The 12,625-nt window shown below is 69.2% G+C and carries 14 protein-coding genes; 12 read left to right on the plus strand and 2 right to left on the minus strand.

Annotation, left to right across the window (positions count from 1 at the left end; all coding sequences use genetic code 11):
• Window positions 1-67 precede the first annotated feature (67 nt).
• The 7 genes from H0B54_RS05300 to tatC all read left to right on the plus strand — a co-directional run bounded on the left by H0B54_RS05300 (window position 68) and on the right by tatC (window position 5,427).
• Window positions 68-754 (plus strand): site-2 protease family protein, encoded by a 687-nt coding sequence (locus tag H0B54_RS05300; RefSeq protein ID WP_343068903.1) that lies wholly within the window; start codon window positions 68-70, stop codon window positions 752-754.
• A 4-nt stretch (window positions 755-758) separates the two neighbouring features.
• Window positions 759-1,565: a segregation and condensation protein A gene (locus H0B54_RS05305; RefSeq protein ID WP_188259524.1), complete on the plus strand. Its 807-nt coding sequence runs from the start codon at window positions 759-761 to the stop codon at window positions 1,563-1,565.
• A complete protein-coding gene (scpB, locus tag H0B54_RS05310) occupies window positions 1,562-2,215 on the plus strand; it encodes an SMC-Scp complex subunit ScpB (RefSeq protein WP_425490009.1) in 654 nt (217 codons plus the stop codon). Before H0B54_RS05305 ends, scpB begins: the two co-directional genes overlap by 4 nt.
• 108 nt (window positions 2,216-2,323) lie before the next feature.
• Window positions 2,324-3,634 (plus strand): ABC transporter ATP-binding protein, encoded by a 1,311-nt coding sequence (locus tag H0B54_RS05315; protein WP_188259525.1) that lies wholly within the window; start codon window positions 2,324-2,326, stop codon window positions 3,632-3,634.
• A 100-nt stretch (window positions 3,635-3,734) separates the two neighbouring features.
• Complete coding sequence (locus H0B54_RS05320) at window positions 3,735-4,013, plus strand: twin-arginine translocase TatA/TatE family subunit (protein WP_094302403.1); 279 nt, start codon at window positions 3,735-3,737, stop codon at window positions 4,011-4,013.
• Window positions 4,014-4,061: 48 nt separating this feature from the next.
• Window positions 4,062-4,604: a Sec-independent protein translocase protein TatB gene (tatB, locus tag H0B54_RS05325; protein WP_188259526.1), complete on the plus strand. Its 543-nt coding sequence runs from the start codon at window positions 4,062-4,064 to the stop codon at window positions 4,602-4,604.
• 22 nt (window positions 4,605-4,626) lie between these two features.
• A complete protein-coding gene (gene tatC / locus H0B54_RS05330) occupies window positions 4,627-5,427 on the plus strand; it encodes a twin-arginine translocase subunit TatC (protein ID WP_094302405.1) in 801 nt (266 codons plus the stop codon).
• A 12-nt stretch (window positions 5,428-5,439) separates the two neighbouring features.
• Here the strand turns inward: tatC and H0B54_RS05335 are convergent, their stop codons facing one another.
• Window positions 5,440-6,603 carry a GGDEF domain-containing protein gene (locus tag H0B54_RS05335; RefSeq protein ID WP_188259527.1) on the minus strand — a complete coding sequence of 388 codons (1,164 nt, stop codon included), beginning with the start codon at window positions 6,601-6,603 and terminating at the stop codon, window positions 5,440-5,442.
• 185 nt (window positions 6,604-6,788) lie between these two features.
• Between H0B54_RS05335 and serS the strand changes: the two genes are divergently transcribed.
• From serS to H0B54_RS05355, 4 genes are read left to right on the plus strand one after another with little or no spacing between them, the layout of a single operon-like run.
• Window positions 6,789-8,054 (plus strand): serine--tRNA ligase, encoded by a 1,266-nt coding sequence (gene serS, locus H0B54_RS05340; RefSeq protein WP_188259528.1) that lies wholly within the window; start codon window positions 6,789-6,791, stop codon window positions 8,052-8,054.
• Entirely contained in the window at window positions 8,054-8,836 is a 783-nt protein-coding gene (surE, locus tag H0B54_RS05345) for a 5'/3'-nucleotidase SurE (protein WP_188259529.1), read from the plus strand. Before serS ends, surE begins: the two co-directional genes overlap by 1 nt.
• Before the next feature lie 28 nt (window positions 8,837-8,864).
• Window positions 8,865-9,518, plus strand: a complete 654-nt coding sequence (locus tag H0B54_RS05350; RefSeq protein ID WP_094302409.1) for a protein-L-isoaspartate(D-aspartate) O-methyltransferase — start codon at window positions 8,865-8,867, stop codon at window positions 9,516-9,518.
• A gap of 26 nt (window positions 9,519-9,544) precedes the next feature.
• Window positions 9,545-10,834, plus strand: a complete 1,290-nt coding sequence (locus H0B54_RS05355; RefSeq protein ID WP_343068904.1) for a peptidoglycan DD-metalloendopeptidase family protein — start codon at window positions 9,545-9,547, stop codon at window positions 10,832-10,834.
• Here H0B54_RS05355 and H0B54_RS05360 read toward each other — a convergent pair.
• Window positions 10,791-11,648 carry an ATP-binding protein gene (locus H0B54_RS05360; RefSeq protein WP_183178507.1) on the minus strand — a complete coding sequence of 286 codons (858 nt, stop codon included), beginning with the start codon at window positions 11,646-11,648 and terminating at the stop codon, window positions 10,791-10,793. The two genes, H0B54_RS05355 and H0B54_RS05360, sit on opposite strands and share 44 nt — an antisense overlap.
• 138 nt (window positions 11,649-11,786) lie before the next feature.
• On the opposite strand from H0B54_RS05360, the gene H0B54_RS05365 reads away from it, so the two are divergent.
• Window positions 11,787-12,527, plus strand: a complete 741-nt coding sequence (locus H0B54_RS05365) for a hypothetical protein (protein ID WP_188259531.1) — start codon at window positions 11,787-11,789, stop codon at window positions 12,525-12,527.
• Window positions 12,528-12,625: the final 98 nt, after the last annotated feature.

Raw genomic sequence — 12,625 nt, forward strand, 5'->3', positions numbered from 1 at the left:
CGGCCGGAGTCGAGGCCATGCTCAGGCTTCCCGGACGGGTCCGGGAGGCGCAAAGGGAGAGACGGGCGTGCTGGAAGGTCTGATCGACCGCATACCGATGATCTTCGCGGTCGCCATCCCCGCGATCCTCGCCATCACGATGCATGAAGCGGCGCACGGGTTCGTGGCGATGTGGCGGGGCGACGATACGGCGTGGCGGCTGGGCCGGGTGACGCTGAACCCGATCCGCCACATCGACCCTCTCGGCACGGTGGTGCTGCCGGCGGTGATGTATTTCACCACCGGCTTCGTCTTCGGCTGGGCCAAGCCGGTCCCGGTGAATTTCGGGCGTCTGCACCACCCGCGCCGCGACATGGTGTGGGTGGCGCTGGCCGGGCCGGGGGTGAACTTCGTGCTGGCGCTGGTCTCCGCCATCATCTGGGGCTTCACCAGCCCGCAGGGCGGGGCGACGGAGATGTGGTTCCGCGCGGCGCTGGAGGTGTCGGTCCTCGTGAACGTCGTGCTGATGGTCTTCAACATGATCCCGCTGCCGCCGCTCGACGGCGGGCGCGTGGCGGTCGGCATCCTGCCCGACGCGCTGGCCTTCCCGCTGGCCCGGCTGGAGAAGTACGGCATGCTGATCCTGATCGGCGCCTTCTTCCTGCTGCCCTTCATCGGGCGGGAGCTTGGCATGGATCTCAGCGTCTTCTCCTGGGTGCTCGGCCCGCCAGTGGATTACATGATCGAGCTGATCCGCATCCTCAGCGGCAACTGACGGCATGGTCACCAAAAAAATCCCGGATCATGAGGACGAGGGCGCCGAGGTGGCCAGCCCGGCGGAACAGCTCGTCCTCGTCCTGGACGGGTTCGAGGGGCCGCTCGACATGCTGCTGGCGCTGGGGCGCGAGCAGAAGGTGGACCTGACGAAGATCTCCATCCTCCAGCTCGCCGACCAGTATCTCGCCTTCATCGCCGAGGCGCGGAAGGTGCGGCTGGAGCTGGCGGCGGATTATCTCGTCATGGCGGCGTGGCTGGCCTACCTGAAGTCCCGCCTGCTGATCCCGGAGGTCGAGGACGAGGAGCCCTCGGGCGAGGACATGGCGGCGGCGCTGGCCTTCCAACTCCAGCGGCTGGAAGCGATGAAGGGGGCGGCGGCCAAGCTGTTCGCTCGCCCGCAGCTCGGGGTTGACCGCTTCGCCCGCGGCGCCCCGGAGGACCTCGACATCCTGCGCAAGTCGGTCTTCCAGGTCACGCTCTACGACCTGCTGAAGGCCTACGGCGAGCACAAGAAGCGCCAGGAGGGCGGCGTCCTGCACATTGAGCCGGTGCGCCTCTATTCGCTGGAGGATGCGGTGCGCCGCCTGTCCGAACTGCTCGGCCGCATGCCGGACTGGGCCACCCTGTCGAGTTTTCTGCCGGACGGCGTGCGCGGCGGGCTGCTGACCCGCTCGGCGCTGGCCGCCCATTTTGCGGCGACGCTGGAGCTGGCCAAGGCTGGCCGTGTGGAGCTTCGCCAGGACGGCGCCTTTTCCCCCATCTACGTCCGCCGGGCAGAGCGCCGGCACGAGCAAGGCGACGAAGAATGAGCGGACCCGACGGCATGATCCAGGAGATCGAGAATCCGGAGGAGGTCGAGCAGCGGCTGCGCGACCTGCGCCTGCTGGAGGCGCTGCTGTTCGCCTCCGCCGACCCGCTGGACGAGGAGACCCTGGGCAGGCGGTTGACCCGCGACGCCGACGTGCGGGCGCTGCTGGAGGAACTGCGCGTCCATTACGCGGCGCGCGGGGTGAACCTGATCCGCACCGGCGCCGGCTGGTCCTTCCGCACGGCGGTGGACCTCGCCCCGCTGCTGCGGCAGGAGGAGGAGGTCTCCAAGAAGCTGTCCCGCGCCGCCATCGAGACGCTGGCGATCATCGCCTATCACCAGCCGGTGACCCGCGCCGAGATCGAGGCGATCCGTGGTGTGGCGACCAGCAAGGGCACGCTGGACATCTTGATGGAGAACGGCTGGATCCGGCCGGGCCGCCGCCGCGAGACGCCGGGGCGTCCGCTGACCTGGATCACCACCGACCATTTCCTGGACCATTTCGGCTTGGAGACCCTGCGCGACCTGCCGGGGGTGGAGGACCTGCGCGCCGCCGGTCTGCTCGATTCGCGGCCGGTGCTGCTGGGCATCGGCGGGGCCGGCCTGGAGGACGCGGAATCATCGGAAAACGCTGACGATTCCGATACCTGAGCGAAACGCTCGAAAATAAGAACCATTTGCATCAGGGGTGGCGCACCGGTACTAAGGTCAATCGACCGCCATCAAACGACCCCCGGGCCGCTTCAGACTGGGACCGCCATGGATCGTCCGTCCGTCACCGACGCCCGTTCTTTCTCCGCGACCGGAGACGCCGTTTCCGAACCCCGGCCGGCCGGCCTGCGCACCGCGCTGCGCGACAAGGCGTCGGCCCTGTTCGGCCGTGGGACCGACCCGCGGCAGGGCGCCCCCTGCGAGGCCGCGCCCGTGACGCTCCCGACCAACGGGCGGCATCTCGACGCCTTCGGTCCGCAGGGCGGCGGCGGCGCCATCGCGGTGGAGGCCCTGGCGCTGAATGGCGTCACCCACCGCTACGGGCGCGTCGTCGCCGTCGACGACGTCAGCGTGACCATCGGGGCGGGGGAGATCGTCTGCCTGTGCGGTCCGTCCGGCTGCGGCAAGTCCTCGCTGTTGCGCATCGCCGCGGGGCTGGAGGCGGTGCAGACCGGCTCCGTCCGGATCGGCGGCACGGTGGTGGCGGACGAGCGCGGGGCGGTGCCGCCGGAACGCCGCGGCGTCGGCCTCGTCTTCCAGGATTACGCGCTGTTCCCGCATCTGTCCGTGCTCGACAACGTGCGCTTCGGCCTGACCGCGCTGTCCGGCGAGGCGCAGCGCAAGCGCGCGCTGGAGACGCTGGGGCAGGTCGGCATGGCCGGATACGCCGACTCCTTCCCGCACCATCTCTCCGGCGGGCAGCAGCAGCGCGTGGCGCTCGCCCGCGCGCTCGCCCCGAATCCGGCGGTGCTGCTTCTCGACGAACCGTTCTCGGGACTGGACGCCCGGCTGCGTGAGCAGGTGCGCGACGAGACGCTGCACGTGCTGAAGCAGAACGGTGCGGCCACCATGCTGGTCACCCACGATCCGGAGGAGGCCATGTTCCTGGCCGACCGCATCGCGCTGATGCGCGCCGGCAAGGTCGTGCAGGTCGGCAAACCGGTGGACCTCTACACCCGTCCGGTCAACGCCTTCGCCGCCGAGTTCTTCGGCGAGGTCAACCGGCTGTCCGGCGTCGTGCAGGGCGGGGCGGTCGAGACGCCGGTCGGCGCGATCCCCACGGAGATTGCCGACGGTACCGCCGTGGAGGTGCTGATCCGTCCGGAAGCGCTGAAGCTGTCCGCCCAGCCCGCCGCCACGGTCCCCTCCGGAGACCTGCCGGTTCTGGCGCGGGTGATGGCGGCGCGCCTGCTGGGTCGCACGAGCCTGGTCCATCTCGATGTGCCGGACGGAAAGGGCGGGTCGATGCATCTGCACTCCCGCATGCCCGGCCAGTTCCTGCCCCCCGAACAAAGTCATGTTTCGGTGTGCATGGACCTGTGCCAGGCCTTCGTTTTTCCAGCCGGTGCACCCACTTAAGTCGTTTGAGCGGTTTCGCCCGACCGATCGTTGCGGGAGGGGAACCTTTCTGCCATAGTGCCGCCCCGCCATTGGGCTGCCTGTTCAGGAAACGTGTGTCATGGGATTCTCCAGCGTCTGGCATTGGGTCATCGTCCTTCTGATCGTCCTGCTCCTGTTCGGCGCCGGCAAGCTGCCGAAGGTCATGGGCGACCTCGCCAAGGGCATCAAGAACTTCAAGGCCGGCCTGAAGGACGAGGAAGAGGGCACCGCGCCCGGAGCCGACTCCAAGGTCCTGCCGAACCAGCCGGTCCCGCCGGCCCAGCCGGTGTCCTCGGTCCATCCGGTTCCGCCCGCTGCCGACCCTGGCGTGAAGAAGGACGAGACGGCCCGCACCTGACCGTCCGGCGCCGTTCATCCCCGCGCCGCTTCGAAAGGCTGAGGAGCCATGTTCGACATCGCATGGTCGGAACTGATGGTCATCGCGGTCATCGCCCTCGTGGTGATCGGCCCGAAGGACCTGCCCAAGGCCATCTACACCCTGGGAAAATGGGTGAAGAAGGCGCGTCTCGTCGCGCGCGATTTTCAGGGCCACATCGACGACATGATGCGCGAGGCGGAGCTTGACGAGCTCCGCAAGGAGGCCCTGAAGGTGCGCGACACGAACCTCCAGAAGATGGTCGAGAACACGATCGATCCGAAGGGGGAACTGAAGGGCGCCTTCGACGTGGGGGCCAACCTCGGGGCCGACGGCTATCACGGCAGCCCGCCGGAGGATGGCCCGGCTTCGGCGGTCGCCTCCCCGGCGCCTCCCGTCGGGTCTCCGCAGGTGACGGCGGCCCAGCCGCAGTCGGCGACCGAACCGCCGGTCACGGCCCCGCTTCCTTCGCCTCCGCCCGCGGAATTCGTTCCGGCTCCGGCTCCGGCCCAGGCGCCGGTTCCGGCCTCCGCTGATTCCGCTGCGGCGGCAACCACGAACAAGCAGGCGTGACCCAGTGTCCGGCGAAACGCGCATGACCGGCGAAACCGACGACGAGCTTGAAGAAAGCAAGATGCCGCTGATCGACCATCTGGTCGAGCTGCGCAACCGTCTGATGTACGCGACGCTGGCGATCATCGTCGCCTTCTTCGTGTGCTATGCTTTCTCGGACCGGATCTACAACTTCCTGGTCCAGCCTTTGGCCGACATCCTGGCCGGGCAGGGGCGTCGGATGATCTACACCGGCCTGACCGAAGCCTTCTTCACCTATGTGAAGGTGGCCTTCTGGGCTGGCTGCTTCCTGTCCTTCCCCATCGTCGCCAGCCAGATCTGGATGTTCGTCGCGCCCGGCCTGTACAAGCACGAGCGCAAGGCCTTCCTGCCCTTCCTGGTGGCCACCCCGATCCTGTTCTTCCTGGGCGGGGCGATGGTCTACTACTTCATCTTCCCGCTGGCCTGGCGCTTCTTCCTGGGTTTCGAATTCCACCCGGGGATGGACGCCGGCGCCCTGCCGATCGAGTTCGAGGCCCGCGTCAGCGAGTATCTCGGCCTGGTGATGCACCTGATCTTCGCCTTCGGTCTGGCCTTCCAGCTTCCGGTCCTGCTGACCCTGCTGATCCGTGCCGGGTTGCTGACGACGGAGACGCTGACCTCCAAGCGGCGCTACGCCATCGTGTTCGTGTTCGTCGTCGCGGCCATCCTGACCCCGCCGGACGTGATCAGCCAAGTCGGCCTCGCCATCCCGCTGCTGGCGCTCTACGAGGTGTCGATCCTGATCGGTCGCCGCATCGAGAAGACGCGCGACGCGGACGAGAAGACGGCGGAGCAGGCCTAAGCCGCTCCGCTTCTACCCCGCCGCATCGGCGACCATCACTTGGTTGCGGCCGTTCCGCTTGGCCCGGTACAGAGCCAAGTCGGCGGCCGCCAGCGCCGCGTCCAGATCCTCGCCGTTGCGGCAGGGGGCGATGCCGATGCTGACGCTGGCGGCGATCTCATGGCCCTGGAAGGGCAGTGGCCGTGCCGCCACGTCACGGCGCAGCGCCTCCGCCAACGTCGCCGCCCCGTTGCGGTCGGTGTCGGGAAGCAGCAGGCAGAATTCCTCCCCGCCATAGCGCCCGAACAGGTCGGTGCGGCGCAGCCGCGCCGTGACGGTCTCGGAAAAAAGACGGAGCAGCGCGTCGCCGGCCAGATGGCCGAAGGTGTCGTTGACGCGCTTGAAGCGGTCGAGGTCGAGAAGCAGCAGGGTGAGCGGTGCCCCGCTGCGCTGCGCCCTCAGCAACTCCCGCTCGGCGTGCTTCAGGAAGGCCCGGCGGTTGTAGGCGCCGGTCAGCGGATCGATGGTGCCGATGCGGTCCAGATCGGCCTGAAGCTTCTCGCTGGTCATGGCGAGGAAGCCGAAACCCCAGCCGGTGACGGCCAGGATGGCCTCCAGGAATCCGGCGCTCTGCACCAAGTTGGGTGTCAGGATGCTGTCCACCGGGCCGCCCCAAGCGGTCAGCACGGCGCGCCCGGCCACGAACAGGGCATGGGCAAAGAAAACCAGGGCGGTGACCCGTTGCGCCCGCCTCGGCCGGTCCGCCGGCCCCATCCACCACAGTTCCAGGGCCGCCAGAAGCGACAGGCCGGTGATTCCGGCGGACATGATCAGGATGCGCGCCGTCACGTCGTTGGTTGCCACCACGAACCACGCGATGCCCGCGGTCAGCACGGCAAGCAGCGCCACCCCGAAGCGCCAGGGGATGGACCGTCCGGCGAAGCTGCGCACGCCGAACCAATTCAGGATGTAGGTGGCGGCCACCAGGGCGTTGCTCAGCGGTACGACGGCGGCGGGCGGCCAGACCCCGTAAGCGGTGACCAAGGCCATCCCGACGGTGCCGACCAGCGCTCCCCCGGCCCAATAGGCCAGCGCGGTGATGTGGCGGTGCGCCCTCCAGGTCAGGAAGGCGGCGATGGACAGCAGAACGCCGATGCCCACCAGGACGATGACGAGGGTGCGGGTGTCGAGGATCATGTCCGGAGTGGGGAGGGCAGCGGTCGATTTCGGGGTTCTGCACGCATTCGCGTTCCCAGCGCCACCGATAACTATAGGACACCAATCATTTCAGGGTCTTTCCCATCGGCGCGGCTCCGCCTCTGGACCTTCATCCGGCGGCGGACTATAACCAGCCTCCCACCCATTCCGTATCGCCGTGAGCCATGCACGACCTTCGCGCCATCCGTGAGAACCCCGAATCCTTCGACCGCGGCCTCGCCCGCCGGGGCCTGGGACCGATGTCGCCGACGGTGCTGGACCTCGATTCGCGCCGCCGCGCCGCGCAGACCCAGTTGCAGGAAATGCAGGCGCGCCGCAACGAGGCGGCCAAGGAGATCGGTCTTGCCAAGCGGGAGGGCCGCGACGCCCAGCCGCTGATGGACGAGATGGCGCAGCTCAAGGAGCGGCTGCCCCAGGTCGAGGAGGAGGAGAAGGCGCTGGGCGCCGAGCTGGACAGCCTGCTCGCCTCCATTCCGAACCTGCCTGCCGACGACGTGCCGGAAGGCCCGGACGAGAGCGCCAACGTCGAGATCCGTCGTTGGGGCGAGCCGAAGGCCATTGCCGACGCCAAGCAGCATTTCGAGCTGGGCGAAGCGCTGGGCCTGATGGATTTCGAGGCGGCGTCGCGCATGTCCGGTGCCCGCTTCACCGTTCTGAAGGGCGAGCTGGCCCGGCTGGAGCGCGCGCTCGCCGACTTCATGCTGGACATCCACACCGGCGAGCACGGCTACACCGAGATCGCGCCGCCGCTGATGGTGCGCGACAACGCCCTGTTCGGCACCGGCCAGCTTCCGAAGTTCGAGGAGGACCTGTTCCGCACGGGCGATCACTACCTGATCCCGACCTCGGAAGTGCCGCTGACCAACCTCGTCAACGACCAGATCGTGGCGACGGAGGAACTGCCCTACCGCTACACCGCGCTGACCCCCTGCTTCCGCGCCGAGGCCGGCTCGGCGGGGCGCGACACCCGCGGCATGATCCGCCAGCATCAGTTCTGGAAGGTGGAGATGGTCAGCGTCACCGCCCCGGACCAGTCGGAGGCGGAGCATCTGCGCATGACCGAGTGCGCCGAGACCATCCTGCAGCGGCTGGAGCTGCCCTACCGCGTGGTGACTCTGTGCACCGGCGACATGGGCTTCTCCGCCCGCAAGACCTTCGACATCGAGGTCTGGCTGCCCGGCCAGAACATGTACCGCGAGATTTCGAGCTGCTCGAACTGCGGCGACTTCCAGGCCCGCCGCATGAAGGCCCGCTGCCGTCCGAAGGGCGAGAAGCAGACGCAGTTCGTCCACACGCTGAACGGCTCGGGCGTTGCGGTCGGGCGCTGCCTGATCGCGGTGCTGGAGAACTACCAGCAGCCCGACGGCTCCATCCTGGTCCCCGAGGCGCTCCGGCCCTACATGCGTGGGCTGGAAAGGATCACCGCCTGATGTTCGATCACCCGCTCGACCTGTCGAACGCGCGCATCCTCGTCACTAACGACGACGGCATCCACGCGCCGGGCCTGAAGGTGCTGGAGGCCATCGCCCGCTCCCTCACCGACGACGTGTGGGTGGTGGCGCCGGAGATGGAGCAGTCGGCGGCCAGCCACTCGCTGACCATCAACCGCCCGCTGCGCCTGCGCCAGTTGGACGAGCGGCGCTTCACGGTGGACGGCACGCCGACCGACTGCGTGCTGCTGGCCGTCAACAAGGTGATGCGGGACGCCCGCCCGACGCTGGTCCTCTCCGGCGTCAACCAGGGCTCCAACATCGGCGAGGACGTGACCTACTCGGGCACCATTGCGGCGGCCATGGAGGCGACGCTGCTGGGCGTGCCGGCCATCGCGCTCAGCCAGCATTACGAGAACCGCGCCCAGATCGACTGGTCGGCGGCGGAGCGCTGGGGGGCGGAGGTGATCCGCAAGGCCGTCTCCACGCCCTGGCCGAAATACGTCCTGCTCAACGTGAACTTCCCCGCCTGTCCGGCGGATCAGGTCACCGGGATCCAGGTCGTCCGCCACGGCAAGCGCAAGATCGGCGACGAGCTGGTGGAGCGTGTCGATCCGCGCGGCAAGCCCTATATCTGGATTGGGACGCTGCGCGGCGAGGCCGACGTGGCACCGGACACCGACATCCACGTGGTCTTCCATGGCGGCATTTCGGTGACGCCGGTCTATCTGGATCTGACGCACACGCCGACGCTCCAGACCTTGCGGCACGCGTTCGAGTGAGGTCGTTTCCAATGTGAGTGGGTAGAATGTGACGGTCGAGGCACGCAAGATCCGGCTTTTGATGGCGTTGCGCCGCAACGGCGTGACCGACACCCGGGTTCTGGCCGCGATCGAGCGAATCCCGCGCGAACGATTCGTCCCCGACCCCTTCCAGGACCAGGCGTGGGAGGACACGGCGCTTCCCATCGACCTCGGCCAGACCATCAGCCAGCCGCTGATCGTGGCGCTGATGACTCAGGCGCTGGAGTTGGGGGAGCGGCAGACGGTGCTGGAGATCGGCACCGGCTCCGGCTACCAGGCGGCGGTTTTGTCGCGGCTGTGCCGGCGGGTCTACACCGTCGAGCGGCTGCGCCCGCTGCTGACCGAGGCGGAGGCACGATTCCAGGCGCTGCGCCTGAACAACATCACGACCCGCCACGGCGACGGGACGAAGGGCTGGCCCGAACAGGCGCCGTTCGAGCGCATACTGGTCACGGCCGCCGGAGGGCCCGAGGCGCCAAAGGACTTGACGGATCAGCTCGCCGTTGGTGGTGTCATGGTCATCCCGCTGGGGGGCGACTACCGCGGCCAGCGGGTCGTCCGCATCCGGCGGACCGAAACCGGTCTTACACGGGAGGACTTGTGGCCCGTCCGCTTCGTACCGTTGCTGTCCGACCCTCCGTCTCCCCCCGGAACGGAATAGCCGGCCCGTTCGGCGTGCCATTCGGCGTGACAGGACGCGCCCTCCTCGCGGCGCTGGCGGTGCTGCCGCTGCTCGCCGCCTGCCAGCAGCGCACCGGCGATCTGGCGCCGGTCACCTCGGTGTCCAACACCCCGGATTCCATCGGGGGCGCGGTGATCGTGCAGCGCGGGGACTCCGCCTACTCGTTGTCGCGGCGCTACAACGTGCCGCTGCGCGACCTTCTGGAGGTCAACCACCTGTCGCCGCCCTACCAGTTGCAGGTCGGGCAGCGTCTCGTTCTGCCGGTGTCGCGCCAGTACATCGTGCAGCGCGGCGACACGCTCTACGGCATCTCCCGCATGTTCAGCGCGGACATGAGCGAGCTGACGCGCCTGAACGGCCTGACCGCTCCCTACGCCGTGCAGGCCGGGCAGCCGTTGCGCCTGCCGGGCGGGCCGGGCGGTGGTGGCGACGCGCCGGGCGGCACCGCGGTGGCCCAGGCGCCGTCCTCCAACGCGGGGACCGCGGTCGGCGGCGTGGTGGCCTCGGCACCGGTCAAGCAGGTGTCGCGCGGCTCCATCCAGGCGGCGGAGCTGCCGCCTCCGGGCGCCTCGGCGCCGGCCCAGGCGGAGTCCCCGTCGCAGACCGCGACCGTTCTCGCCCCGGTGCCCGGCGCCAAGCCGGCCGCCGCGCCGGAGGTGGCGACCGCGGCGCCCGTCTATCAGCCGGGTCAGGCCCCGACCTCGCTGCGTCCGCCCGGCCAGAAGCCCGCCGTCCCGGAACCGGCGCCTGCGCCGCGTGTCGTCGAGGCCGCTCCGGTTCCGCCTCCGCCGCCAGCACCGGCCCAGGAGGTCGCCGCCGCTCCGCCGCCACCCCCACCGAAGGCGGTGGAGGAGTCGACGTCGCAGCGCGCCACCGGGCGCCTGCTCTGGCCGGTGAAGGGGAAGGTGATCTCGACCTTCGGGCCGAAGCCGGATGGTCTGCACAACGACGGCCTGAACATCGCCGCCAGCAAGGGAACGACGGTGGTCGCCGCCGACAACGGCGTCGTGGCCTACGCGGGCAACGAGCTGCGCGGCTTCGGCAACCTGCTGCTGGTGAAGCATTCGGACGGCTTCATCACCGCCTACGCCCATCTCGACCGCATCGATGTGGAGCGGGGGGTGGCGGTGAAGCGCGGGCAGGCCATCGGAACGGTCGGCCAGACCGGATCGGTGACGAGCCCGCAGCTTCATTTCGAACTGCGCAAGGGCAGCCAAGCGGTCGATCCGCGCGACCGCATGGAGCCGCGGGTCAGCGAAGGGGCTTCCCCAGACGGCCAGCCAGGTCCTGGATGAACTGCCAGGCCACCCGGCCGGAGCGGCTGCCGCGGGTTACCGACCACTCCACGGCCTCGGCCCGCAGCTGCTCCGCCGGGATGTCCAGCCCGAAGCGGGCGGCGTAGCCTTCGATCATCGCGAAGTAGGTCGGCTGGTCGCAGTTGTGGAAACCCAGCCACAGGCCGAAGCGGTCGGACAGCGACACCTTCTCCTCGACCGCCTCCGCCGGGTTGATCGCGGTGGAGCGCTCGTTCTCGATCATGTCACGCGGCATCAGGTGGCGGCGGTTCGAGGTGGCGTAGAACACCACATTCTCCGGACGCCCCTCGATTCCGCCTTCCAGCACGGCCTTCAGCGACTTGTAATGGGCATCGTCGTGGTCGAAGGACAGGTCGTCGCAGAACAGGATGAAGCGGCGCGGCTCGTCCTTCAGCCGGGCGAGCAGGCGGGGCAGGGTGGGGATGTCTTCGCGATGGATCTCCACCAGGGCCAGCGTGCCGGGATGGTCCTGCGCCACCGCGGCGTGCACCGACTTGACCAGCGAGCTTTTGCCCATGCCGCGCGAGCCCCAGAGCAAGGCATTGTTGGCGGGCAGGCCCGTGGCGAAGCGGGTGGTGTTGTCCAGCAGGATGTCGCGCTGCCGCTCCACGCCGCGCAGCAGGCCGATCTCCACCCGGTTGACGGCGGGCACCGGCTCCAGCCGGTCGGGATCGGCGTGCCAGACGAAGGCGTCGGCGGCGCCGAGGTCCAGCCGGCCCGGCGGCGGCGGGGCCAGCCGTTCCAGAGCCTCGGCGATGCGGGTGAGCAGGGGCAGCAACTGGGCGTCCGACATCGTATTCCTTTGCAGGCGTTTCTTCCGGTTTCGTTGCGCCGACCCTAACCCGGCGGCGCGCCGCCGGACAAGGCGCCGCGCTTGCGGGGGAGGGGTGCGCGCCGCTAAGGTGCGTGCAACGCGAACCGAGGGGCGGCCATGCACGCAGAACGTTCCGCTGATCTCCCCAACCCGGCGGGGAGCGCCGAACATGTCCTGAGGCGGCTGGAGGAGGCGCCCCTTCGCGCGGACCCCTTCCCGCATCTGGTGGTGCCGGACGCCCTGCCGGCGGACCTCTATGCGCGCGCCGTCGCCCACTGGCCGCGGTTCGAGGCGCTGGCCCTCCTGCAAATGGACACGCTTCCCCAGCGCTATCAGATGGTGCTGAGCGACCGCAACCTGAGGGACATGGAGCCGGAGGCCGGTGCGGTCTGGCGGGAGGTCCGCGATTCCCTGTTCGGGCCGGAGACGCTGAAGCGCCTCGCCCCGCGCTTCCCCTCGCTCGCCGCCAAGCTGGAGACCCCCGTGGCGGCCCGGCCGGCGACCGTCTACGCGCGGTTGGTGGAGGACCATGCGGGCCACGCCATGCTGCCCCACACCGACGTGTTCGGCACCTTCCTGTCCATGCTGCTCTACATGCCGGCGGACGGCAGCCGCCCGAATCTGGGCACGGCGCTGTACCGGCCCCGCGACCCGTCCTTCACCGCCAACGCCGGGCGGTCGACGGAACGGTTCCCGCGCGAGGATTTCGAACTGGCCGGCACCGCGCCCTTCCTGCCGAACCATCTGCTGGCCTACGCGCCGTCCGACCGCTCCTTCCACGGGGTGGAGCCGGTGGAGGCGCCCTGCCTGCGCCGCTTCCTGCTTCTCTTTGCCGTGATGGACAGCCGCGGCCCTTGAAGCCCGGCGGGCGTACCCCTATTCCATTGCATCGACGGCCCGGACCGTTATAGTCCCCGCGTCCGCGAGCGCCCGCTGCGCCTTCGGAACCAAACCAC

Origin of the sequence: Azospirillum tabaci, assembly GCF_014596085.1 — a bacterium.
Taxonomy (GTDB): domain Bacteria; phylum Pseudomonadota; class Alphaproteobacteria; order Azospirillales; family Azospirillaceae; genus Azospirillum; species Azospirillum tabaci.